The 21,366-nt window shown below is 72.2% G+C and carries 23 protein-coding genes and 1 tRNA gene; 5 read left to right on the top strand and 19 right to left on the bottom strand.

Annotated elements, in window-relative coordinates:
• Window positions 1-29: 29 nt before the first annotated feature.
• The gene (locus OHA30_RS16825; protein WP_328914661.1) at window positions 30-803 is read right to left on the bottom strand and encodes a YcnI family copper-binding membrane protein; all 774 of its coding nucleotides are present in this window, start codon (window positions 801-803) and stop codon (window positions 30-32) included.
• A gap of 214 nt (window positions 804-1,017) precedes the next feature.
• On the bottom strand, window positions 1,018-1,866 hold the full coding sequence (locus OHA30_RS16820; protein ID WP_328914660.1) for a hypothetical protein: 849 nt from the start codon (window positions 1,864-1,866) through the stop codon (window positions 1,018-1,020).
• A 207-nt stretch (window positions 1,867-2,073) separates the two neighbouring features.
• Here OHA30_RS16820 and OHA30_RS16815 point away from each other — a divergent pair, with 207 nt between their 5' ends.
• Entirely contained in the window at window positions 2,074-2,517 is a 444-nt protein-coding gene (locus OHA30_RS16815; RefSeq protein WP_328914659.1) for an ATP-binding protein, read from the top strand.
• A gap of 82 nt (window positions 2,518-2,599) precedes the next feature.
• Here OHA30_RS16815 and OHA30_RS16810 read toward each other — a convergent pair whose 3' ends face one another.
• Together OHA30_RS16810 and OHA30_RS16805 are read right to left on the bottom strand one after the other, a co-directional pair.
• Window positions 2,600-4,132, bottom strand: coding sequence for an aminopeptidase P family protein (locus tag OHA30_RS16810; protein WP_328914658.1), 1,533 nt, complete (start codon window positions 4,130-4,132; stop codon window positions 2,600-2,602).
• A 95-nt stretch (window positions 4,133-4,227) separates the two neighbouring features.
• Window positions 4,228-5,697: a PP2C family protein-serine/threonine phosphatase gene (locus OHA30_RS16805; RefSeq protein WP_328914657.1), complete on the bottom strand. Its 1,470-nt coding sequence runs from the start codon at window positions 5,695-5,697 to the stop codon at window positions 4,228-4,230.
• Between the two features lie 573 nt (window positions 5,698-6,270).
• Between OHA30_RS16805 and OHA30_RS16800 the strand changes: the two genes are divergently transcribed.
• Window positions 6,271-6,957 (top strand): bifunctional DNA primase/polymerase, encoded by a 687-nt coding sequence (locus tag OHA30_RS16800; protein ID WP_328914656.1) that lies wholly within the window; start codon window positions 6,271-6,273, stop codon window positions 6,955-6,957.
• A gap of 218 nt (window positions 6,958-7,175) precedes the next feature.
• Window positions 7,176-7,481 carry a hypothetical protein gene (locus OHA30_RS16795; RefSeq protein WP_328914655.1) on the top strand — a complete coding sequence of 102 codons (306 nt, stop codon included), beginning with the start codon at window positions 7,176-7,178 and terminating at the stop codon, window positions 7,479-7,481.
• A gap of 378 nt (window positions 7,482-7,859) precedes the next feature.
• Here the strand turns inward: OHA30_RS16795 and OHA30_RS16790 are convergent, their stop codons facing one another.
• The 3 genes from OHA30_RS16790 to OHA30_RS16780 form a co-directional block, all read right to left on the bottom strand.
• Window positions 7,860-8,831 carry a DUF5926 family protein gene (locus tag OHA30_RS16790; protein WP_328914654.1) on the bottom strand — a complete coding sequence of 324 codons (972 nt, stop codon included), beginning with the start codon at window positions 8,829-8,831 and terminating at the stop codon, window positions 7,860-7,862.
• Between the two features lie 226 nt (window positions 8,832-9,057).
• The gene (locus tag OHA30_RS16785; protein ID WP_328917888.1) at window positions 9,058-9,648 is read right to left on the bottom strand and encodes an ATP-binding protein; all 591 of its coding nucleotides are present in this window, start codon (window positions 9,646-9,648) and stop codon (window positions 9,058-9,060) included.
• A gap of 384 nt (window positions 9,649-10,032) precedes the next feature.
• The gene (locus OHA30_RS16780; RefSeq protein WP_328914653.1) at window positions 10,033-10,866 is read right to left on the bottom strand and encodes a glycerophosphodiester phosphodiesterase; all 834 of its coding nucleotides are present in this window, start codon (window positions 10,864-10,866) and stop codon (window positions 10,033-10,035) included.
• Window positions 10,867-11,335: 469 nt separating this feature from the next.
• Between OHA30_RS16780 and OHA30_RS16775 the strand changes: the two genes are divergently transcribed.
• Complete coding sequence (locus OHA30_RS16775; RefSeq protein ID WP_405786089.1) at window positions 11,336-12,922, top strand: S1C family serine protease; 1,587 nt, start codon at window positions 11,336-11,338, stop codon at window positions 12,920-12,922.
• Between the two features lie 53 nt (window positions 12,923-12,975).
• Window positions 12,976-13,062: transfer RNA gene (locus tag OHA30_RS16770), tRNA-Ser, on the top strand.
• Between the two features lie 162 nt (window positions 13,063-13,224).
• On the opposite strand, the gene OHA30_RS16765 is transcribed toward OHA30_RS16770, so the two are convergent.
• From OHA30_RS16765 to OHA30_RS16710, 12 genes are all read right to left on the bottom strand, one after another.
• Window positions 13,225-14,547 (bottom strand): tyrosine-type recombinase/integrase, encoded by a 1,323-nt coding sequence (locus OHA30_RS16765; RefSeq protein WP_328914651.1) that lies wholly within the window; start codon window positions 14,545-14,547, stop codon window positions 13,225-13,227.
• A gap of 136 nt (window positions 14,548-14,683) precedes the next feature.
• Window positions 14,684-14,911 carry a helix-turn-helix transcriptional regulator gene (locus OHA30_RS16760; RefSeq protein ID WP_328914650.1) on the bottom strand — a complete coding sequence of 76 codons (228 nt, stop codon included), beginning with the start codon at window positions 14,909-14,911 and terminating at the stop codon, window positions 14,684-14,686.
• Window positions 14,908-15,279 (bottom strand): hypothetical protein, encoded by a 372-nt coding sequence (locus OHA30_RS16755; RefSeq protein WP_328914649.1) that lies wholly within the window; start codon window positions 15,277-15,279, stop codon window positions 14,908-14,910. The genes OHA30_RS16760 and OHA30_RS16755 overlap by 4 nt, the downstream gene beginning before the upstream one ends.
• Window positions 15,280-15,367: 88 nt before the next feature.
• Window positions 15,368-15,679: a DUF6303 family protein gene (locus OHA30_RS16750; protein WP_328914648.1), complete on the bottom strand. Its 312-nt coding sequence runs from the start codon at window positions 15,677-15,679 to the stop codon at window positions 15,368-15,370.
• Between the two features lie 32 nt (window positions 15,680-15,711).
• Window positions 15,712-16,326, bottom strand: coding sequence for a hypothetical protein (locus OHA30_RS16745; protein WP_328914647.1), 615 nt, complete (start codon window positions 16,324-16,326; stop codon window positions 15,712-15,714).
• A 105-nt stretch (window positions 16,327-16,431) separates the two neighbouring features.
• Window positions 16,432-16,665 carry a hypothetical protein gene (locus tag OHA30_RS16740; protein ID WP_328914646.1) on the bottom strand — a complete coding sequence of 78 codons (234 nt, stop codon included), beginning with the start codon at window positions 16,663-16,665 and terminating at the stop codon, window positions 16,432-16,434.
• Window positions 16,666-16,682: 17 nt separating this feature from the next.
• The gene (locus tag OHA30_RS16735; protein WP_328914645.1) at window positions 16,683-16,877 is read right to left on the bottom strand and encodes a hypothetical protein; all 195 of its coding nucleotides are present in this window, start codon (window positions 16,875-16,877) and stop codon (window positions 16,683-16,685) included.
• Between the two features lie 35 nt (window positions 16,878-16,912).
• A complete protein-coding gene (locus OHA30_RS16730) occupies window positions 16,913-17,164 on the bottom strand; it encodes a hypothetical protein (protein WP_328914644.1) in 252 nt (83 codons plus the stop codon).
• 140 nt (window positions 17,165-17,304) lie between these two features.
• Window positions 17,305-19,380 (bottom strand): cell division protein FtsK, encoded by a 2,076-nt coding sequence (locus OHA30_RS16725; protein WP_328914643.1) that lies wholly within the window; start codon window positions 19,378-19,380, stop codon window positions 17,305-17,307.
• Between the two features lie 96 nt (window positions 19,381-19,476).
• Window positions 19,477-20,574 (bottom strand): hypothetical protein, encoded by a 1,098-nt coding sequence (locus OHA30_RS16720; protein ID WP_443045131.1) that lies wholly within the window; start codon window positions 20,572-20,574, stop codon window positions 19,477-19,479.
• Between the two features lie 35 nt (window positions 20,575-20,609).
• Window positions 20,610-20,756, bottom strand: a complete 147-nt coding sequence (locus tag OHA30_RS16715) for a hypothetical protein (RefSeq protein ID WP_328914642.1) — start codon at window positions 20,754-20,756, stop codon at window positions 20,610-20,612.
• 171 nt (window positions 20,757-20,927) lie between these two features.
• A complete protein-coding gene (locus OHA30_RS16710) occupies window positions 20,928-21,296 on the bottom strand; it encodes a hypothetical protein (protein WP_328914641.1) in 369 nt (122 codons plus the stop codon).
• Window positions 21,297-21,366: the final 70 nt, after the last annotated feature.

The raw sequence follows: 21,366 nt of genomic DNA, 5'->3' as shown, positions 1-21,366 counted from the left end.
TGAGCCGCGGCCGCCCGGATGGAGCCGGATCAGGCCGAGGCCGACGATCCGCCGGAGTCCGACGAGCCGCCCGTGCCGCGGCGGCGCCCGGCGAGCACGCCGAAGCCGACGCCGATCACACCGACGACGATTCCGACGATGCCGAGCGTGCGGGCGGTGCCGTCGCTGCTGTCGGCGGAGGCGGCCGCAGGCTGCGCGTCCTTGGCGTCGGTGGCCGGGGCCGCGGCGGGGGTCGTAGTAGCAGGGGCGGCGCCGTCGTCGGAGGGGGCGGCCGTCAGCTTGATGGTCGGCGCGGGGTGCTCAGGCTCGGACTGGCCGGCCTGGGCGATGTCGATCCAGCGGACGATGTCCCCGTTGTCGTACGTCTGGAGCGCCTTGAAGGACAGCGAGTCCGCGTCGGCGGGCAGCGGTCCGAAGGAGACCGGGAACTGCTGGAACTGCCCGGGCTCGATCTTGCCCCCGCTCCAGGTGATCTTGGTGACGGCCTCGTCGATCGTGCCGTCGTCCGACTTGATCGGCGTGGCCAGCTTCGACTTGACGACCTTCGCGGTCCAGCCGGGCACCGGCTGGATCGAGACCGAGGCGATCGGGTGGTCGGCCGGCAGATTGACCTCCACCTTGATCGTGGACGCGCCGTCCTCCTCGTTCGGCACCTTGAAGGCGACCGTGCTGTAACTGCCCTTGGCCGCCGTGTTGGGCTGCACGGTGACATGGGCGAAGGCGGGCACGGCGGCCAGCAGGACGACGGAACCGGCGAGTGCGGCGACGGTCGCGGCACGGCCGCGCATACGAGAGCTGCTCATGGCAGGGGTCTTCTCCACAGTGAGTGGTGCGCTGACGTTGGCGGGTTTCCCGCGCGCGTCCAAGGGCGCGCGGATGCCTTCCCCGAACGCGCGGGAGCGCGTACAGCCGTGGAGAGGCCATGGAGAGGCCGAGGAAGAGCCACGGTTGTGTACGGGGAGGCGGCCGGGCGGCCCGCGCGTGCGTCAGCGCTCCCCACGGGGAGCCGACGCGGCGTCAGGCCGCGAGTACGACCACGGGAGGACCACGCCTGGCCAGACAGTGCCGCAGCCAGACCGTACGGTGCCGGGCCGCCGCCTCCGGTGTCGCGCACCGGACCCGCAGCCGGACGTACGGAGCCCCGGCCGCGAGCGCGGCGAGCAGGGCGGCGGCGTACGCCCGGCGCAGCAGGAGGGCGGGCGTCAGCGCGGTCAGCCCGGCGGCGCCGCGTACCGACAGCCGGATCAGCCGCCACAGCGCGGCCTCGCCGCGGCGCAGCAGCCAGCCCGCGATCACGGCCGCGAGCAGATGGCCGAGCAGCATGGGCAGCGTGCACAGCGACAGGGCCAGGGCTTCGTGGCCGCCGACAGGCGCCGGGACGCCGAAGCCGGGGTCGCCCGGCATCCGCATGCCGGGCATGTGCATGGGCGAGCCGATCGCGGACGGGCCGAGTCCGGCCCGGGCCACGATCTCCCGCGCGGCCTGCGGGGAGAGCCGTCCGGCCTGGCCCTCGCCGCACACCAGCCGGGCGGCGGTGGCCATCAGTCCGTGGTCGGCGTCGGGTCCGGCCGGCGCCGCCGTGAGGGTGGCGCACATCTGCCCGACGTTGAAGACCGTGTGCAGGGCGAGCTGTCCCGCCGCGAGCAGGGCCGCGATCCCGGGCAGCGTCCGTTCCCGTCCGGCCAGCGGGGCCACCACGGCGAACACCGCCAGCCAGCCGACCACCAGCGACGCGCCGGACACCGTACCGCCGGACGCCATGGTGTGCCCGGCGGCGGCCAGCACGACGCAGACCGCGGTGAACACCGCGGCCCGCAGTAGTCGCATACCGGTGCCTGCGCGCACGGAAGTGGCGGGAGAAGCCATGACGGCGGCCATCTTCTCACCGCGCGTTTCCGTGCGGAACAGGGGGTGTCCGGCTCGTGGCGATGTGCCCGCGCAGTTTCCCTTTACACCCGTACGCCGTGACCGGGCATCCGCCGAATGAGCGGCATCACGTCAACACCACGCTTACGGAGTGTCGATCGCGGCAATACGTAACCGTATGTCGAGCCGCAGCCAGGAGGCTGGAGCATGAGCATCTGGTGGTCACTCCATTTGCGGCGCGAGGCTGCGAGCGTTCCGCTCGCCCGGAAGCTGCTGCTGGGGACGATGGAGAACGCCGGGGTCGATCCCGACATCTGCTTCGATCTGTCGGTGGCGCTCTCCGAGGCCTGTGCGAACGCCGTGGAACACGCCGGTACGGCCACCGGCTACAGCGTCACCGCGGAGATCGACGGTGACCGCTGCCGTATCGAGGTGGCCGACTCAGGACCGGGGTTCTCCCGCGACCGCGTCCGCCATCCGCCCCGGCCGCTGACCCCGATGGGCCGGCACGCCGAGGACGGACGCGGACTCTTCATGATCGAAGCACTCGTGGACCATGTCCACTTCCACGACCGGCCCGGGCACGGCACGGTTGTGGCGTTCGACAAGGTGCTCAAGTGGCGTGAGGACGGGCTGCTCAGGGCGTCCTGACGCCGCTGGACGACGGTCGGCGGGTCTCGCCGCGGTCCGCGCGGGCCCGCCGTGTTCCTCGTGCGGGCGGGCCCGACCGGAGCTATCCGCGCAGGCCCGCCATCCACGCCTCGACCTCGTCGGCGCCGCGCGGGAGCGCGGCCGACAGATTGCGGCAGCCGTCCTCGGTGACGAGGATGTCGTCCTCGATCCGCACACCGATGCCGCGGTACTCCTCCGGCACGGTGAGGTCGTCCGCCTGGAAGTACAGGCCGGGCTCCACGGTGAGCACCATTCCGGGCTCCAGCGTGCAGTCCACGTACGCCTCGGTCCGCGCCCGCGCGCAGTCGTGCACGTCGAGGCCGAGCATGTGCCCGGTGCCGTGCAGCGTCCAGCGGCGCTGGAGGGCGAGTTCGAGCACCCGCTCGACCGGGCCGTCCAGCAGCCCCCACTCCACCAGCCGCTCGGCCAGCACCCGCTGGGCGGCCTCGTGGAAGTCGCGGTAGGCCGCGCCGGGTTTGACGGCGTCGATGCCCGCCTGCTGCGCGTCGTACACCGCGTCGTAGACCTTCCGCTGGAGCGGCGAGAAGCGGCCGTCGATCGGGAGGGTACGGGTGACGTCGGCGGTGTAGAGGGTGCGGGTCTCCACGCCCGCGTCGAGCAGCAGCAGGTCGCCGGGGCGGACCGGGCCGTCGTTGCGCACCCAGTGCAGGGTGGTGGCGTGCGGGCCGGCCGCGCAGATGGAGCCGTAGCCGACGTCGTTGCCCTCGATACGGGCGCGCAGGAAGAAGGTGCCCTCGATGTACCGCTCCGAGGTGGCCTCGGCCCGGTCGAGCACCTTGACGACGTCCTCGAAGCCGCGGGCGGTCGAGTCGCACGCCTGCTGGAGCTCGGCGATCTCGAACTCGTCCTTGACCAGCCGCAGTTCGGAGAGGAAGACGCTCAGCTCCTCGTCCCGCTCGGCGGTCACCTTGTCGGTGAGCGCGGCCTCGATTCCGGCGTCGTAGCCGCGGACCACCCGGACCGGTCCTGTGGCCTCGCGCAGCTTGGCCGCGATCTCGCGGACGTCCTGGCAGGGCAGCCCGAGCAGTTGCTCGCCCTCGGCCAGACTGTTCCTGCGGCCGACCCACAGCTCGCCCTGGCCGTCGAGCCAGAACTCGCCGTTCTCCCGGTTGGAGCGCGGCAGCAGATACGCGGTCGCCTCGTGGCCGCCCCCCGCGAGCGGTTCGAGCACGAGCACGGCGTCCTGCGTCTGGTCACCGGTGAGGTGGGCGTACTCGCTGGCGGCGCGGAACGGGTACTCCGTGTCGTTGGCCCGCACGCGCAGATTGCCCGCCGGTACGACGATCCGCTCGCCGGGGAAGCGGGCGGACAGCGCGGCGCGCCGGGCGGCGGCGTACGGGGCCTGCGCGATCGGTTCGAGGCCGTGCAGCTCGGTGTCGGCCCAGCCGGACTTCATGACGGCGGCCAGTTCGTCGGACACCGCGGGGTACAGCCCGTTCTTGCGCTTCTTGACGGGCTTGTCCGTGGTCTCGGTGGTCTCGGTGGTCTCCGGCGCCGATTCCGAAGCCTTCTGCTCGTCCCGCGTGTTCTGCTCGACCTGCCGGGCTTCCTGCGTGTCCTCGACCTCCGCCACGTCCTGCCTCCCTCTCGCCACTCGATGAACCTTTCGTCCCATCGTATGTGTGCGGGCGGAAGAGGGAAGACGGCCGCCGGACGGCCCTGTGGACATCAGTCGAAGCGCACGACCAGCAGCACCAGGTCCTCCACCCCGTCGGTCCTGTCCAGGCCGTCGGGCAGCACGGTGCGCACCAGATGGTCGGCGAAGTGCTCGGGGTCCTCCCGTACGGTCCGCGGCGCGCTCTGGGCGGCGGCGTGCAGCCGGGCGAAGGCCCGGTCGGCGGGCTCGCCGGTGCGGTGCAGCAGGCCGTCGGTGTAGAGCACCAGGGTCTCGCCCGGCCGGGCGCGCAGCTCCACGCTGGGCGCCTCCCAGCAACTGAGCATGTTCAGCGGCGCGGACAGCGTGGTCTCCACGAACTCGCAGCGCCGGTCGCCGACCACCAGCGGCGGGCAGTGCCCGGCCCCGGCGAGCGTGAGCTTGCGGCCGCCGCCGGACAGCGCGGTCGCGTAGCCGAACAGGGCCGTCGCCGAGCGGGCCGGTTCGGTCAGCCGCATCAGCAGCTCCAGATCGGACAGCACGGCGACCGGGTCCTCGCCCTCCATCACCGCGTACGCCCGCAGGCTGGCCCGCAGCCGTCCCATGGCGGCGACCGCGCCGGGCCCGGCCCCGGTCACCCCGCCGACGGCCAGCCCGAGCGCGCCCTCGGGCAGCGGCAGGGCGTCGTACCAGTCGCCGCCGCCGCGCGGTCCGGTCCGGTGGCGTACGGCCATCCGCACACCGGGCACGGCCGGCAGCCGGGCGGGCAGCAGTTCCGCGGCGAGGGCGGCGGTGGTGCCCCGGGCACGGCACAGGTCGAGACAGCGGGCCAGGTGCTCGGCGGCGAACCGCAGATAAAGGGCCATCAGACGGCGCTGACGGTCGGCGGGTTCGGTGGGCTCGTCGTAGAACCAGACGGCCGTGCCCAGCCGGCCCCCGCTCTCGGCGGCGACCGGCAGCGCGTAGCTCGCGCCGAGGCCGAGCTGGGCGGCGACCTCGCGGTGCCGGGGGGCGAGGCCGGGTTCGTGCAGGAGGTCGCGGTGGACCGTTTCGGCGGCCGTCGGATCGGCGGGATCGGCGGCGGTCGGATGGCCGGGAATATGCGGAACGGTCTCCAGGGCGCCGAGGTCGCTGTGCCCGAGCCCCAGGCCGACGGTGGTGTCCGGGCCCAGGCCGTCGACGGGCTCCAGCGCGATCAGGCCGCGCCGGGCGCCGACCAGGGTGGCGCCGGCCCGCAGCACCTCGTGCTGGGCGTCGTGCAGATCGTCGGTACGGGCCAGCCGCTCGGTCAGCTCGTGCAGCAGCGACAGATCGCAGACCCAGGAGGCCAGCCGGTCCTGGACGGCAAGGGTGTGAGCGGGGGTACCGCGGGCAGGAAGAACGGGGGCGCGCGAACCGGACGGCGGGACCACGGGCGTGGCCGGGGCACGCGGAACCAGCGAGGCCACCGGTACTCCGATCACGGCCGCAGAGGCGCCAGTGTGCGCCTGAGCGGAAGGAAGTGGCTCTGTTCCGGCCACTTTTCCGACGTGGGCGGGGCTCATGACCGGGGGCTTCCGGCCGGGGACCAGCAGGCGGGGCAATCAGCGCTTTTCGTCCGCAATGCGCGGAGCATCTGGATGAATAGCATCGCAAACCCCCATGTCGTGCTGCGCCGCTATCAAGGACCCCACTTCTACACGCACGATCGTGGGCATGTCCAGGATTGTCCTGGTACCGGGAATGGTGTCGGAGTCTTGCGGTCCGGGGCCACTCCCCCGTAGCTTGGCCGGAAACCGCCACCCCCGGTTCATGCGCGCTGTCGACTGATCCCAGCCAACAGCGCGTCATATCGCGGGTGATGGGTAGGAACCCGAAGTCCGGCTCAAGCGTCGTAGTACGTAAGCAGTTGACGGCCGACCCAACCCCGAGTGGCGAGGGGTGCTTCGCCCAACGGGAGTCACGGAAGTGGCTCGCGAGCAGGGCACCACGAACCAAGAAGCGCCATTGCGCGCCACCCTCCGCCACGTTCCACGCTCGGCTGGCAGCGTGATGCGCTGCCTCGTATGCGGTGTGCTCGACAGCTACGTTGTGTAATGGGCAGATCCCTGGGCGTTAACGGAAAGGAACGAGCGCTGATGCGCGAGATCCTCGGAAGGCGACGCAAGCTCTCACTCCAGCGAAAGGGGCGGACCGCGTTGCTCAACGCGGCGCTCACCTACGCCGAACAGTGGAAATGGCGTGTGGTACCCGGCGTCGGATACGACAAACGCACCACCTGGCGGGCCGCGGGCGCACAGCCGTGTGCCTGCCCGCGTCCCAACTGCCCGGTGCCCGGGGTCCACCCGCTCGACCCCGGGCTGCTCGCCGCCACCCGTGACCCGAGGATGATCCGCTGGTGGTGGAGCGAGCGGCCGGACGCGCCGGTCGTGCTCGCCACCGGCGACCATGTCTCGGCCGCGAGCCTGCCGGCGGTCGCGGGCGCGCGCGCCCTTGAGGTGATCGAACGCTTCGGCGTCCGGCTCGGCCCGGTGCTCGCCACCCCGACCCGCTATGTCTTCCTGGTGGCGCCCTACTCGCTGGCCGAGCTCGGCGAACTCCTCGACAGCCAGGAGTGGGTGCCGACCTCGTTGCGCTACCACGGTGACGGGGGATACGTGGCCCTGCCGCCGTCCAGCAGCAGCGCGGGTCAGCTGCGGTGGGTACGGCCGCCGGTCGCCGAGTCGGGTGGGGCGGCGCCGTGGCTGCCGCGGATCGACATGCTGGTGGACGCGCTGGTCAGGGCGGGGCGGACGGCCCCGGACGGGGACCGGCTCACGTACTGAGCGCGGGCGGGGGCGCGCGCGGGGACTTCTCTTTTCGGGGGACGCCGGGGGCGGCGGGGACGCCGGGGGCGGCGGCGGAGCTCTTCGGGGGACGTCGGGGCCACGGACGGGCGGTTTCGGGGCGGGCCGGGTGGCGGTGACGGAACGACATGTTCCGGAACGCTATGTTCGGGTGCGGGGGAATGGTCGAGGTCAACTGTCGAGGTCAGGGGGACTCCTTGAAGACGCAGAAGTCGCAGCAGGGGTCTTCGTGGGCGCCGTCCTCGTGGGCGCCGGGATCGTCGTCGGCGCTGCGGTCGTCGTCCGTGCTGCGGTCCTTGCGGGCGTCGCGGTCTTCGCGATCGTCGTGGGCTCCGGACGACCAGGAGCGGGTCCGGGCGGCCGGACTGCGCCGGGTGGCCCTCGCGAGCGTCGCCGCGCTCGCCGTCGTCCTTCCGCTGGCCGCGGTCAGCGGTGGGTCCGGGCATGTCGGCCCGCATCGGGCGGATGTCGGGCACAGCGCGACGTCGTCGAACGACGACTGACGGTATCGGTGCTCCCGGGGTCGCACAGCCGTGGATTCCATTGGCCGGACCGCCTCATGGGCATGGAAAGGCCCGGTCGCTGGCGACGGGGGATGCACCAGCGACCGGGCTGTTCAAACGGTAACAAGACTTCGTCCGAACGCAAATTCCCTCGATCGGGGGGTTCTGCCGATTCCCGGCGATTCCCCGGGAGTTGTGATCGGAATCACCGGGCGGCCGCTCGGCCGGCACCCCTGTCCAGGGGTGGGTCCGGAGCGGCCGCGGTGGCCGGGGTTCTGACGGGGGGTCCGTCGGGGTTCGCGTCGGTGCTTCCGACGGGGTTTGCGTGGGGGTTCGCGTCGGTGCTTGCGTCGGTGCTCGCGTCGGGCCGGGACCGGCTCAGCTCAGGGTGATCTGCCGGTTGGTGAAGCCGCTGCGGGCCCGGCGCTCGTCCCCCGTCAGCGGGTCCGTACGGGTCAGGGTCTCGGCCAGCCGCTCGCCGAAGGCCGCGGCCGGCTTCTCGACGTCGTCCGCGGTCATACCGACCGGCAGGTCCCACACCGGGACCACCAGACCGTGCGCGCGGAAGGAGCCGACCAGCCTCGTACCGTCGCCGAGCGAGGACGCACCCGCCGCGTGCAGCCGGGCCATCGCGTCGAGCAGCGCCTCCTCCGGGTGCGGCATGACCCACCGCAGGTGGTTCTTCTCCGGGGTCTCGCACCAGTAGGCCGCGTCCACGCCGGTCAGCCGTACGGTCGGGATCGCGGCCTGGTTGGCGCGCTCCAGGGAGGCGGCCACCTCGCCGGTCGCGGTGTCCACGTTCTCCAGCCAGAACTCGAAGCCGCTGTGCACCTCGGGCTCGAAGGGCGCGGACAGGTCGAGCAGGTCCTGGAGGCGCGGTCCGTCCTGCGCCGGGCGGCGGCCCTCGACCGCGTTGCCGGGCTCGGCGGTCAGGGCGCGGGTGAGGGTGTCGGCGAGGTCGCGGCTGATGTCGCCGGACGACGCGTCGTTCTGCAGGCCGAGCAGGACGGCGCCGGTGTCGCGGCGCAGCCCGGGCCAGGCCATCGGGAGCACGGTGCCGAGGGTCACCGACGGCACGCCCTCGGGAAGCGCGTCCTTGAGGGCGAGCGGCACGGTCGCCGCGGGGACGAGCTCGCGCAGCGCCACCCAGTCGCACTCGCCGGGCAGGCCCTCGAACGGACGGCGTACCAGCTCGGTGACCGCGTGGGCGGCCTCGCGGCCGTGACACGCCTTGTACCTGCGGCCCGAACCGCACGGGCAGGGTTCGCGCGCGCCGACGACAGGAATGGCGGCGCCGGTTGCGGCCTTCGGGCCCTTGGTCGTGGTGGCGGTCGCGCGCTTCTTGGCCATGGCTCGGTCTCTTCCGGTGCGGCGGTATTCCGGCCGCGAGCCTAGCGCCCGGCGGGCTGGTGGGAGGACCGCGACGGGCGGGGGCGCGGCGCCGGCCCCGCGGTCGTAGCCGGGACAGGGCTTGGGCCCGGGCGCTTGCCCGGGTGGGGGGCTCGTGGGGCCTGGCCCGGGTGGGTGTTCGGGCGCCGGCCCGGTGGGCGCCCACCGTACGTACCCGGGCGCGCGCTCAGCCGAGGTCGTCGAGCGATTCGGCGAGGTCCAGCGGGAGATCGAGCGGCACCCCGATGGGCAGGCCGATCCCCGTGCCCATCACGTCGTCGCGCCGGGCGTGCCGGCCCCGAACCGCGAGCACCGCCCACACCGTGACCTCGCCGGGCGCGGGATCCCGCACACCCCAGCGCAGCGCCAGGCTGCCCACGATGCCCAGGCCCCGGCCGCCGTGCGCGGTCAGGGAGGGGCTGGAGGGCCGCGGCCGGGTGGGGCCGCCGCCGTCGGTGACCTCCAGGACCAGCGTCCCGTCCTCGTCGATCGCCCAGGCGGCCCGTATGCCGCGCTCCACACGCCCGGCGGACCCCTGCGCGCCCGCATGACCGGTCCATCCGCCGTCCCCGCGATCACCCAGCGGGCGGGCGTGCCGACAGGAGTTGCTGATCAGCTCGGAGAGGATCAGCACGGCGTCGTCGATCACCGGCTCCGGCACGCCCCGCGCGGACAGCTCCTCGCGCAGCCTTCTGCGCGCGTCCGCGACACCCGTAGGACCATGCGGCAGGGCCATGGTTGTGGACGTCGGCACTTCTTGCGCCACCATCACCGACACCCCCGAGACCTCCTTCACCCCACGCCACAGGGTGGATGCCCCTTGGGACTCGACCGGAAACAGGCCAACCGCGATCTATTGCCGCACTCCACGCGCTCATACGTGATACGCCCATGCCCGTGGCACGATCCGGCGCGTTCGGAACCCGGTCGGCAGGGTCCGTGTGCGCCGGCGCACTACCTGTAAGGGGCGTACGCCACTTCCGCCCCAGATGTCTCAGCGGTCACTCGGCGGCTCGGCGTGGCTCGAAGTGATCCCTCCGGGCCGGGCCCGGGGCCGGCTCGCGGGCCTGCGTTTCCCGGCGGTCCGGCGGGGTCGAGGGGCGGGCGGTCGGCGGGGTCGGCGGCGTCGGTGAGCTTCCCGCCGCCCGGCGTTCTCCGGCGCTCAGCGCCCCAGCTGGGACAGCACCTGCGCCGGACGGTTGGTGATGATGGCGTCGACCCCGAGCCGTACGCACAGCTCCACGTCCTCCGGCCGGTCCACCGTCCAGACGTGCACGCGGTGACCCGCCCGGTGCAGCCGCGCCACGTACCCCGGGTTGGCCCGCAGGATGCGCATGCTCGGCCCCGCGATCCCCACGCCCGCCGGCAGCCGCCCGTCCCGGTGCCGCGGCGACACGTACTGCATCAGGTAGACGGTCGGCAGCGCGGGCGCGGCCAGCCGTACCCGGCGCAGCGAGCGCGAGGAGAAGCTCATCACCCTGACCTGCGAGGACTCGCCGGGCGCGGGACGGTCGAGGCCGAAGCGCCGCAGCTCCTCCAGCAGGCGTTCCTCGACCTGGCCCGCCCAGCGGGTGGGGTGCTTGGTCTCGATCGCCAGCTCGACCCGGCGTTCGGTGTCCGCGACCAGCTCCAGCAGCCGGTGGAGGGTCAGCACCCGGCTGCGCTCGCCCGGGTCGAAGCGCTCGGGCGTCTCGGGGTCGGAGTGCTGCCCCTTCCAGGAGCCGAAGTCCAGCGCGGCGAGGTCGGCCAGTTCGAGCGAGGAGACGGCGCCGCGGCCGTTGGACGTACGGTTGACCCGCCAGTCGTGCACGCACACCAGCTCGCCGTCCGCTGTCAGCCGTACGTCGCACTCCAGCGCGTCAGCGCCGTCCTCGATGGCTTTCCGGTACGCCGCGAGCGTATGTTCTGGTACGTCCTCGGAAGCGCCCCGATGGGCGACGACCTGGACAGGCCGCCCCGTCGGGCCCGAATCCGGGACCACGCGCGCATACGTCACCGGGCCATGGTGCCACCGTTACGCCGTTCGCCGGTGGTACGGGGACCGGCACACGGGTGCGGGCGTCGCACCGGACGTCGCACAGCTACCGCTTACGGCGGTCCGACACGCCGTGGGAAATGCTGTGCCCACGACGTGATTTGTCCTTCGTCCTTCATTCTGGTTGTGTGCCCTGACCCTGAGGAGAATCGCTGTGAGCACCGAGAACGAAGCCGGGTCCGCCGTGCCGGCTGCGGAGTCGGCGGCCGCGCACGAGGGTGCCGCGCCCGACGGTGCCTCGGCGGCCCCGGCTCCCTCCGCGCCCCCTGCGCCCCCCGCGCCGCCGATCCCGTCCGACGCTCCGGCCGTTCCGGCGGCCCAGCCGTCGGAGCCCGCGCCTGCTGCCGCGTCCGAGTCGGCGTCGGCTCCGGCTCCGGCTTACGCGGAGGAGTCGCGGACCGAGGTGCTGCCGACGCAGGCGCCGCCGCCGGTGGGGCCGCCGTCGCCGTACGGGCCTCCGCCGAGCGAGCTGGCGGGCGCGGGCGCCGCGCCTTCTCCGTACGACGCGCCGAAGTACTCGCCGTACGAGGCGCCGCAGCAGGTCGCGCCGGCCCTCCCGTCGTACGACGCGCCGCAGGCCCCCGTGCCGGTCGCGCCCTCTGTCGCGCCCCCTGCCGCTCCCGTCACCCCTGCCGCCTCGGCCGCCTCGGCTGCCTCTTCCGCCTCGCCGGAGGGCTATGCGCCGCAGACGGCCGTCTTCGCGGCCGAGCAGCCGCCGGCGTACGGGCAGGCGTCGACCCCGGCGCAGCCTCCGGCGTCCCAGCTGAGCGACCCCTTCGCGGTCCCGGTCACTCCGGCGTACGCCTCCCCGCACCCGCAGCCGGGCACCCCCGGTGGCCCCGGCGGACCGGTGTGGGGCGCGCCTGTGCCCGCAGGGCCGCCGTCGAACGGTGGCGGCGGCGGCAAGCGCCGCGGGATCGGCGGCCTGGTCGCCGCGGTGCTGGTCGCCGCGCTCGTGGCGGGCGGCGTCGGCGGCGGTGTCGGCTACGAGATCGCCCACCACAACATCGACAACTCCGGGTCCACCACCGTTTCCGCGCCCAACAACACCAAGGCGCTGAACCGCTCCCCCACCTCCGTGGCGGGCATCGCCAACAAGGCGCTGCCCAGCGTCGTCACCATCAAGGCGAGCGGCAGCCAGGAGAGCGGCACCGGCACGGGCTTCGTCTTCGACACCCAGGGCCACATCCTCACGAACAACCACGTGGTCGCCCCGGCCGCCGACGGCGGCAAGCTCACCGTCACCTTCTCCAACGGCAACACGTACGACGCCTCGGTCGTCGGCCGCGCCCAGGGCTACGACGTGGCCGTCGTCAAGCTGAAGAACGCCGGCAACCTCAAGCTCACCCCGCTGCCGCTCGGCAACTCCGACGACTCCGCGGTCGGCGACACGACCATCGCCATCGGCGCGCCCTTCGGCCTGTCCGGCACGGTCACCACCGGCATCGTCAGCGCGGTCCACCGCCCGGTCGCCTCCAGCGACGGCCAGGGATCGAGCGCGTCCTACATGAGCGCCATCCAGACCGACGCGTCCATCAACCCCGGCAACTCCGGCGGCCCGCTCCTCAACGCGAACGGTGCGGTCATCGGCATCAACTCCGCCATCCAGCCGGCCGGCAACAGCGAGCCGGGCAGCCAGGGCGGCAGCGTCGGCCTCGGCTTCGCCATCCCGATCAACCAGGCCAAGCGCGTCGCCAACCAGCTGATCAAGACCGGCCAGCCCGTCTACCCGCTGATCGGCGTCAGCCTCGACACCCAGTACGACGGTGACGGCGCGAAGATCTCCACGACGTCCGGCGCCATCACGGCGGGCGGCCCCGGCGACACGGCAGGCCTCAAGGCCGGCGACATCATCACCAAGTTCGACGACACCCTGATCGACAGCGGCCAGACCCTGATCGGTGAGATCTGGCAGCACCAGCCGGGCGACAAGGCGACCATCACCTACACCCGCGGCGGTTCCGCCCACACCACCGACGTGACCCTCGGCAGCCGCACCGGCGACTCCGACAACTGACCCGTTACGCTATCCCCCTGCGGCGCCCCACCCCTCGCGGCGAGGCCCGCGGGGGAGGCTTGCCCGAGCGGCCTAAGGGAACGGTCTTGAAAACCGTCGTGGCAGCGATGTCACCGTGGGTTCAAATCCCACAGCCTCCGCTGAGGTAACAAACACGCAGGTGAGGGCGGGTCCCGGAACTCCGGGACCCGCCCTCACCCGTCTGTCTGTCCCGCCCGTGTGCCATCCCGACCCGCCGTCGACCAGTGCGTGTGGCCAACCTGTGGCCAAGTTCGGCGGGGGAGATGCATCTCTACGTTCCGTTATCCGTGCTGGTCGTCGAGGGCTTGGGTGATGAGTTCGTTGGCACGGTGCTGAACGCCGCGGAGGATCTTCGCGTAGAAGCGGAAGAGGACGGCGACGCTGTGTCCGGCGCGCCGGGCGACCTCGACGGGGTCCACCCCCGCCTTGATCCACAAGGACACGCCCGCCTTGCGAAGGCAGTACGGAACCTCGGCGAGCGGCGTCTCCACGTCCTCGGCCGAGAGCACCTTCTCCCGGGCGGCCTGCCACAGTTCGCTGTACTCGGTGGAGCGGACACGTCCGCCGCCGGCCGCTCGGAAAAGGCGCCCGTCGGCCGCGGTGCCGTGTATCCGGATGTGCTCGCGCAGCATACGGACGAGAACCGGCGGAATCGGCACCGATCGCGTGGCCTTGCGGGCGCGCCGTTTGAGACCGCGAAGCTCGTACGGTTGCCCGTCGTCCGTCCAGCCCGACCCGGCTTCCGGCCGGGACTCGCCGAGGACGAGTTCGCCCCAGGAGTCCTCGTCGTCCTCGCTCGGCAGCAGGCATGCCTTGCTGCCGAGCGCCGCCGCCTCGGAGGGACGCATGGCGGCGTAGTAGAGGCAGCCGAAGAACGCTTCCAAGTGCTCGCCCCGCGCTCCCTGCGTGGCCACGGCCGCGATGAGGGAGCGTGCGAGACCCGGTTCGGGAACGTATCGGAAGTCGACCTCGTCGTCCGTCTCCGGCGGGTCCCAGTCGATCCGGGAGAGCGGGTTGACCGTGAGGAGGTCCCGCTCGACGGCGTACCGGAGCGCGTTGTTGAAGGTTGTCCGACGCCGTCGGAAGGTGTTGTCGGCGGCAGCCGTCCCGTCGAGTTTCAGCGACAGCGCGGTCAGCGCGGCGCGCATTTTTTCGGAGGTGCCCAACTCCCTCATCTTGAGGGAGTTCTTCGCGATCCATTCCAGCGATGCCGCGTCCTCGGCGGGAACGGGTTGCGCGTCCTTGCGGGCGACCACCCCGTTCTCCGTGCGGCACATCTGGAAGGCCCAGGTGCGTAACGCTCTTCTGAGCAACAGGCGGTCCGGCATCGCCTTGTGCGAGGAGACGAGGGCGACGGTGATGATCGTCAGCGCCTCCGCGATGGCGGCACGGTGCTTGGCCGCGGCCCGCGGCCACTTCATGAGGGCGTAAGCGCACGCGTGCTCGTACCAGGTCGGTGACTTCAGCTCACGAAGTTCGCTCGCCGGGAGCCCGGTCTCGGTGTCGAACTGCTCGCCCGCGCGCAGCGCGGACATGAGCTGGGACCGCCGGGCGTCCGCGAGCGTGTATGTCCGGAACGGCGCCTGGTGCTTGTGCTCTCCCACACGCCAACGAAGCTGAAAGGGGGCGCTCTTGCTGTTGCGGTCTCTGATTCCCCAGATCCGCACGTCGTAGGTCAACATGACGCTCCTCCGCAGGGGTGCGCGTTCCACGGGGGGAACGCGCACCCGGGATCTGGATTCAGTCGGACAGGTCCTGGCAGGCGTTCGACCACCACGCGTCGAGGTCGCTGCGGCGCACACGGATCTGCCCGTTGGGGAGCCGCACGCACCTGGGCGCCTTGCCGCGGGCTCGCATGCGGTAGAAGGCGGACCGGGACATGCCGATCTCGTCGAGGACTTCGGGGAGCTTGAGACTCGGGCAGCGACCGGGTGTGCGGCGATCCGTGCTGTGCGGGCGCCTGTTCACGACTGCTCCCGGACGTCGGCGGCGGCGCGGGGGAAGTGGGGGTAGGTCCGGATGATGGTGTCGACGCGGGGGAAGACGGCGTAGATACGCACGGTGGTCCCGTCGACGGTGGTCTCGCATTCCAGGATTTCCCTGGTGCTGAACAAGCCGTGCGTGACGGAGTCGGTGGGGAGGCTGAGCGTTTCGCGCCACGTTTCCCAGGCGCTGGGGGTGTCGAGCTGGACGTCGATGCGGTCCGGGGTGGTGCTGTGGGACACGACGTATGCGCCGGGGAGGCCGGGGTGGAGTTCGGCGATGCGGAGCAGTGCGCGTAAGGCGTTCGTCTGGGCCGCGAAGGGCGTCGGTTTCGGACCGGTGGTGTCGGGCATGCTGGGGGCACCTCCTGTGCCGTGTTGGCGGGGCGGGAGGCCGGAGCAGCGGGTTTCCTTGGCCGGTTGGCCGCTGCTCCGGGTCGAGTCAGGTGTCGCCGTCGGTGGGGTGGGTCGGGGCGACGGTGGCGGTCGCGACGAGAAAGACGGCTCCGTCGGGGTCGCCCTCGAAGACGGTTTCCATCCACTCCCAGGTGTGTTCGCCGTCAAGGACGGTGTAACCGAGGGCGACAAGGGCGTTGGTGCGGGCGTGCAGGGTGGGAATGCCGTCGGCGAGGGGGAAGGGAACGGTGGGCCAACGGGATTCGTCCGGCAGCGCCACGAATACCTGCCATTCGGTGCCGTCGTAGGACTGGATCATGTGGGCGCGGATCGCGCGGGCGTGGGGCATGCGCTCCATTCGTCGGGGTGTGCGGGTACGTGGGGCGGCTGTCAGCTCGCGCGCAGGAAGCCGTGGGTGTCGGCGTAGCGGATGAGGTGACGGAGGACGCGTTCGGCGCACTCGCCGTAGGCGTACGCGGTGGCGGCGAGGTCCGTGGGGAAGTCCTCGACGGCGGTCTCGTCCGCGTCGCCGGCCTGCGCGTAGGCGGCCAACTGGTCGTGGAGCCGGGCGAGTTCGCGGGCGCCGGCCGCGGCGCTGAGGGACTGGCCGAGGTCGGGGAGGTCCTGGGCGGCGAGGGGGTAGGTGCCGTTGCGGTCGCGGGTGAGTTCGGCGCGGTGGGGGTGCTCGCTGCGCAGGACGGCGGTGATGGCGGTGGCGGTGCCGTGGGCGTAGCCGAGGGCGGCGTTCTCGTAGAGGTCGCGGGTGTGATGTTCGAGGACCATGTAGAGGTCGCTGAGCTGCCACAGGGCCTCGTCGTGGGGGCGCACGGGCTCGGAGCCGGGGACGGTGAGCAGGCCGGGGACGGGGATGATGCGGGCCGGGTCGGCGGCGCGGGCGGTGTGGCGGGCGTGCTGGTGGGCGGCGCGCAGTTCCTCGGCGGCGGCGCCGAGCGCGCGCACGCTGTCGAGGAGCGTGACGTGCCAGTGCTGGGCGATGTCGGGCATGGGTTCCTCCGTTGCGCGGATCGTTGGGCGGGCCGGGCTGTCCGGTCCTCGGCGCGGCTCCAACGCCCTTCATCTGGGCAGGGGTTGGAGTCGCACCGATAACCGTCAGGCCAGCGGGCCGGTCGGGGCGTCGGCGAGCCCGGCCCGTTCGAGGAGCTGGCGGAGGTCGCCGCCGACGACGGCGAGGCGGTGTTCGACCACCCGCCACGACTCGGCGTCGATGGACATGAGCGCGGCAATAGCTGTCGGGCCCTCGCCGCGTTCGAGGGCGGTGAGGGCGTCGCGGAGGTCACCGACGGCCATGAACGAGAGCCGGGGTGCGGAGGTCTGGACGCACATGGCGAACTCCCTTGTGGTCAGCTGCGGTTGCCGGGGATGGCGTCACGGAGGGCGGACATGATCTGGTCGACGGACGAAGCGGCGCCGCTGCGTGCGAGGTAGAAGCCGAAGAGCAGGGCGACGATCGCGGCGCCGGCGCCGAGGGCGCGGTAGCGGATGAGCAGGGCGACGAGGGCGCCGAAGAGGACGAGCGCGGAGATGCTGAAAGCCATCTGGGTGCCTTTCTCGGGAGCGGCCGGCTTCGCGGTCAGCGGGTGCCTTCGCGGTGGAGCCGCGTGGCGACGTTGTAGAGGTGGCGGCCGACGCGGACGCGCTGTCCGTAACCGCGGCAGCGCCGGCACTCCCGGCCGCGGACGATCCGGCCGCGCCGGTTCTGCCGGACCTTGAAGCCGAACCCGCCGCACCTGCGGCAGACGCCGAGCGGACTGGCCGCGCACAGCGCCGAGTAGCAGACAGCGGCGAGAACGATGAGGGCTATAGCGGCGGCGAGCGGAGGCATGGGAACCCCTTCCAGGGCGGAATCAGGGTGTGCGGAAGTGGGGTCGCTAGGGGCTAGCGACCAGGTCAGAGGTGGAATGGGGTGCTAGCAGAGGTGCTAGACCTAGCGGGGTGCGGCGCTAGGCCGAGTCCTCTGAGCGGCTACGCGGCGGCGCTTCCGCCGTCGCGTACGGCGAGGGCCTTGAGCACGTCATCCCGGCGCAGGCCGCGGCGGTTGGCGCCCTTGCCGTCGGTGGTGCCCCACACCTGTACGGTGCGGAGGCCGTACGGCTTGACTGCGGCGGCCAGTTGCTCCGGCGTCCACTGGCCGTAGACCTCGGGGCGGAGTTCGGCGAGCCAGGCGACGATGTCCTCGCTCCACGCCTTCGCCTTGCCGGGCGGGAGGGCCGCGACGAGGTCGGTCAGCAGGTCGTACGAGGCCGCGCCGGTCAGGATCTCCTCGCCGAGGGCGTGCCCGGACAGCATCCCGGCTCGTTTCCGCAGCTCGTGGATGCGCAGGGCCAGTGCGTCGGAGGTGGGTGCGTTCAACTCGACGCAGCGCACGATGCGGGCGTCGGCTCCCTCACCGACGAACCAGGCGATGCCCTTGTCGGCCCAGGTGAGGGTGTTGGCGCGGATGCCGCGCTTGTACGAGCCGGTGCCGAGCACCATGTCGTTCTCGATCTGGCCCATGACCTTGAGACACCAACGCACCGTGGCGTTCGCGGAGATGCCGGTGGGCAGCGACTTGGAGTCCGGGCGCTGGGTCGCGAGCAGAAGCGTGATACCGAGCGCCGGGCCGCGCTTGACGAGGTCGGTGCAGTGTTCCTCGAACTCGGCTCCGTGCTGAGGGTGTTCGAACCACTTCTGGCATTCGTCCACGCCGATCACGATCGGATGCAGGCCGAGTGACTTCCGGTCGGCGAGGGCCGAGGTGACCTTCGACTCCGGGCAGAGGTCTTTCGGCAGTTCGCGGATGACCTTCGCGCGGCGTCTCAACTCGGCGCGCAGACCGCGTAGATCGGTGAGGGCGTACGCGATGTCGTCCTCTTCCTCACCCGCCCGGTAGCGGTGTGCGACCCGGCCGAGGGCGGACAGGTCACCGGTGCCCTTGAGGTCGTACGCGTGGATCTCGGCGCGCAGATCCATGCACGCGATCAGCAGGACCAGGCGCAGGAGGAAGGTCTTCCCCATCCTCGGGACGGCGCCGACGATCCCGGAGACGTACATCAGCGTCTGGGCGACCCACCGTCCGCGCTGGTCGGTGGCGAACGGCTGCGGCTTGAACAGGTCGAGCGGTTTGGCTTCGAGAAGAGGCCACTTGGGCTGCCGGGTCCTGGACATGTCCTGGTCCCCGACCCACAGGCGCAGGCGTCCGGTGTGCTCGTCGGGTACGGCTTCGGGCCAGACACAGCCGAGCGGGCGGCGCAGTCCGGAGGCCAGCTTCTCCCGGCGGTCGAGGACATCGGCGACGGTGACGCCGTACGGGAGATCCCCCTCGGCGAGCCATCCGGGGCCGTCGCGTGTGATGGGAGCGGTGAAGGCGAAGCCCGGACTGCTCTTGGCCTGGGCCTGGTTGATCGCGGGGATGCCGAGAGCGCCGAGTGCGCGGAGGACGATGTCGCTGGTGAGCCTGGTCGCCCTGGGGATTTCCACAGCCCTGTGGATGATCGGCGCGTCCTCGGGTTGCCCGAGTCGGCCGAACGCGAGGGTGAGCGCAGTGCCACAGGCGGCGACCATCCACGCCGGCCCGAGGACGTACAGCGCGAGCACGGTCACGGCGCCGAAGATCACGGCGAGGACACCGACGACGGTACGCCACCGCACCCGGCGGTCCCGCTGCCGCGAGAGCTTCAGATACTCCTCGACGTCTTCGCGCGACGCTGCCGCTTGGCGCAGGGGCCCGCCTTCCGCGTCGGCCACCCATCGCAGCGAGCCGCCGACGAACCGCGCGGCACCGAACGGGGCTTGGAGGGCGAGACGGACGGCGTACCAAGGCGCGCGGATCGCGTGATACGCGCTGACGTGGCCGACATACCCGCCCGCCCACCGTGCCGCCCTGCGCAGTTCGCGTGGTGAGCGCGCCCACGGCGGGACGACGGGGCGGCGCCTCGCACCGCGTGTGCGGTCGGTGGGACCGCGGCCGGGCCGGTCGTCGGGCTTGTCCACCAGGGGAACGGAGCCGAGCGGTGCTAAGGACGCGTTCGCGGGGTCATTGTCGGTGCGGACATGGTTCACCGGCGGTTCCTTCCTGCGCGGAGGAACGCCGGGGCCTGGCCCTACCCGCCAAAGCAGCGGCCGGGCCCCAGCGACGGGGATATGGGTCGAGCGGCGTCAGCACCGGGCGTTCACTGGACGCGGGCCGCGTTCACGGTCGAGCCGTACGAACACGCTGTGGACGTAGCTCGGGGCGCGGGTGGCGCGGCGGGCGGTCTCGCGGACGGTGAGCCCGTCGGCCCAGCCGCGTTCGATGGCAGCCAACGCCTCGGAGGTGCCGAGCTTGGTGGGTGAACCACCAGCTGAACGGCCGTTCTCAGTGCGGGTGTTCGCCGACGGAAGTTCGGTGAACAGAGGTCGGGGGTAACGGCGGACGTTCGCCGTGGCGTTGGCCATCTGATCGCGGACCTGTCCGGCCAGCGCCGAGGCGGCGGGGTCCGGGGCCGTGTCCGCCCACGGTGAGGCGAGGGCGATCGTGGCGAGCGAGACCGCGTTGCGGCGGGCGGCGAGCTGGTCGAGCAGCTTGCGCCGCTGATCGGGATTGGTGCCGATGCTGGCACGGGCCACAGCCACGGACAACCGCCGCGCGATCCGCCGCCCGCCCGGCTTCTCCCGCCGTCTCGGACCGATCTCGGCGAGCCGGGCGGCCAGCGCCACCGCTTGTACGGTGGCCCGGTCGCGGGTGATCTGGGCGGCGTCGCGGTGCCGTTCGGCGATCCCGAGCCGGGAGAGGAGACGTTCCCGCAACTCCCGTACGAGCAATGCGCCGAAGCCGTTGGACGAGGCGTCCGGCGTGCGGTGACGCAACTCGATGCCCATGGCGAGGTGCCAGAGCATCGCCGCCATCACCGGACCGACGAAGGCGCGTACGGTGCCGCCGACCGGGCCGGACTCGGCGTACGCGGGGATGATCTGCACTCCCGTGATCACCCAGACAAGGATGCCGGGGACGCCGGGAGCCGCGTTCGGTCCGTTCAGGTTCTGCCGGGCCATCAACGCGGTCGCGAACAAGGAGAGTTCGGCCGCACCGAACATCGCGGCCCGTTCGGCCGTGCCCGCCATGTCCAGGTAGTCGGCGGCGAACCGCCATGAGGTGTCGGCGCTGTACGCCGTGCAGCCGACCGCCGCGAGGGCGGCGACCCGGACAGCTGGAGTACCGCGCCTGAGCTGTCGGACGACGACCCATCCGAGCCAGGCCACGAGAAGAGCGACGATGTACGGGGCCGCCGGGCTCCTGGCGACGACAGCGTTCACGCTGCCTCCCGGGGCGGGTGCGCGACATGGCGCAGCAGTTCGGCGCCGCCGAGACGTACGGCGTACCAGGCGTCCTGCAAGGCAAGGCCGTCGTGCTCGCCCTCGTCCAGCAACTCGGCGAGCACGTCACGGGCCACCGCCATACGGGCGGCCCGGTGCTCCGCCGGCTCGCTCGCACCGGGCGGCCCGCGAAACAAGTCCCGGAAGTGTCCCGGGAGTTCTTCTAACTCGAAGTCGCCGTCACTTTCGCAGCGACACGTGAACGTACACATGAAGGCTCCTGGTCGTGGACGGAATGGGAGCCCCGGGGCGGCTCAGACGCGGAACCGCCGGGGCGACACCAAGCGCGCCGACCAGCGGACGGCCGCAGTGGCGGCGCTGAAGCCGCCGACGCCGGCGAGAAAGGTCAACACCCAGTCGGCGCCGATTTCGCGGGCCGAGTGGCCGGCGACGAAGGCGAACAGCACGCCGATGACGTATTTGGCCGCGCGCAACGCGCTGTTGCGGTGTGTGGCGGGGACGGTGGCACGGGCGACGATGTCGAGGTCGGCGGGCTCCGCGAGGTGCAGGTCGGCCGGACCTGGAAGGCGACGAGGGCCGTCGGGGTGGCCGGCGACACCGGCCACCGTGCCGAGGGCTTGGGTGGTGCGGTCGCGGACCACGTCGCCGATTGCGAGATGCATCGGGTCCCTCCTTGGGGAGGTCATGACCGCTCATCACGGACGAGCGGTCATGACCTCCGGCGCGGCCGCC

The organism is Streptomyces sp. NBC_00223 (genome assembly GCF_036199905.1).
Taxonomy (GTDB): domain Bacteria; phylum Actinomycetota; class Actinomycetes; order Streptomycetales; family Streptomycetaceae; genus Actinacidiphila.
This window is presented reverse-complemented; position numbering and strand designations above follow the sequence as displayed.

Bases quoted from the DNA above. Each gene is read 5' to 3' on its own strand.
- OHA30_RS16825 (WP_328914661.1), bottom strand. From the start codon at position 803: ATGAGCAGCTCTCGTATGCGCGGCCGTGCCGCGACCGTCGCCGCACTC.
- OHA30_RS16820 (WP_328914660.1), bottom strand. From the start codon at position 1,866: ATGGCTTCTCCCGCCACTTCCGTGCGCGCAGGCACCGGTATGCGACTA.
- OHA30_RS16815 (WP_328914659.1), top strand. From the start codon at position 2,074: ATGAGCATCTGGTGGTCACTCCATTTGCGGCGCGAGGCTGCGAGCGTT.
- OHA30_RS16805 (WP_328914657.1), bottom strand. From the start codon at position 5,697: ATGAGCCCCGCCCACGTCGGAAAAGTGGCCGGAACAGAGCCACTTCCT.
- OHA30_RS16800 (WP_328914656.1), top strand. From the start codon at position 6,271: ATGCGCGAGATCCTCGGAAGGCGACGCAAGCTCTCACTCCAGCGAAAG.
- OHA30_RS16790 (WP_328914654.1), bottom strand. From the start codon at position 8,831: ATGGCCAAGAAGCGCGCGACCGCCACCACGACCAAGGGCCCGAAGGCC.
- OHA30_RS16755 (WP_328914649.1), bottom strand. From the start codon at position 15,279: ATGCCCGACACCACCGGTCCGAAACCGACGCCCTTCGCGGCCCAGACG.
- OHA30_RS16750 (WP_328914648.1), bottom strand. From the start codon at position 15,679: ATGGAGCGCATGCCCCACGCCCGCGCGATCCGCGCCCACATGATCCAG.
- OHA30_RS16745 (WP_328914647.1), bottom strand. From the start codon at position 16,326: ATGCCCGACATCGCCCAGCACTGGCACGTCACGCTCCTCGACAGCGTG.
- OHA30_RS16740 (WP_328914646.1), bottom strand. From the start codon at position 16,665: ATGTGCGTCCAGACCTCCGCACCCCGGCTCTCGTTCATGGCCGTCGGT.
- OHA30_RS16735 (WP_328914645.1), bottom strand. From the start codon at position 16,877: ATGGCTTTCAGCATCTCCGCGCTCGTCCTCTTCGGCGCCCTCGTCGCC.
- OHA30_RS16730 (WP_328914644.1), bottom strand. From the start codon at position 17,164: ATGCCTCCGCTCGCCGCCGCTATAGCCCTCATCGTTCTCGCCGCTGTC.
- OHA30_RS16715 (WP_328914642.1), bottom strand. From the start codon at position 20,756: ATGGCGGTGGCCCGTGACGTGCTCGCCGAGTTGCTGGACGAGGGCGAG.
- OHA30_RS16710 (WP_328914641.1), bottom strand. From the start codon at position 21,296: ATGCATCTCGCAATCGGCGACGTGGTCCGCGACCGCACCACCCAAGCC.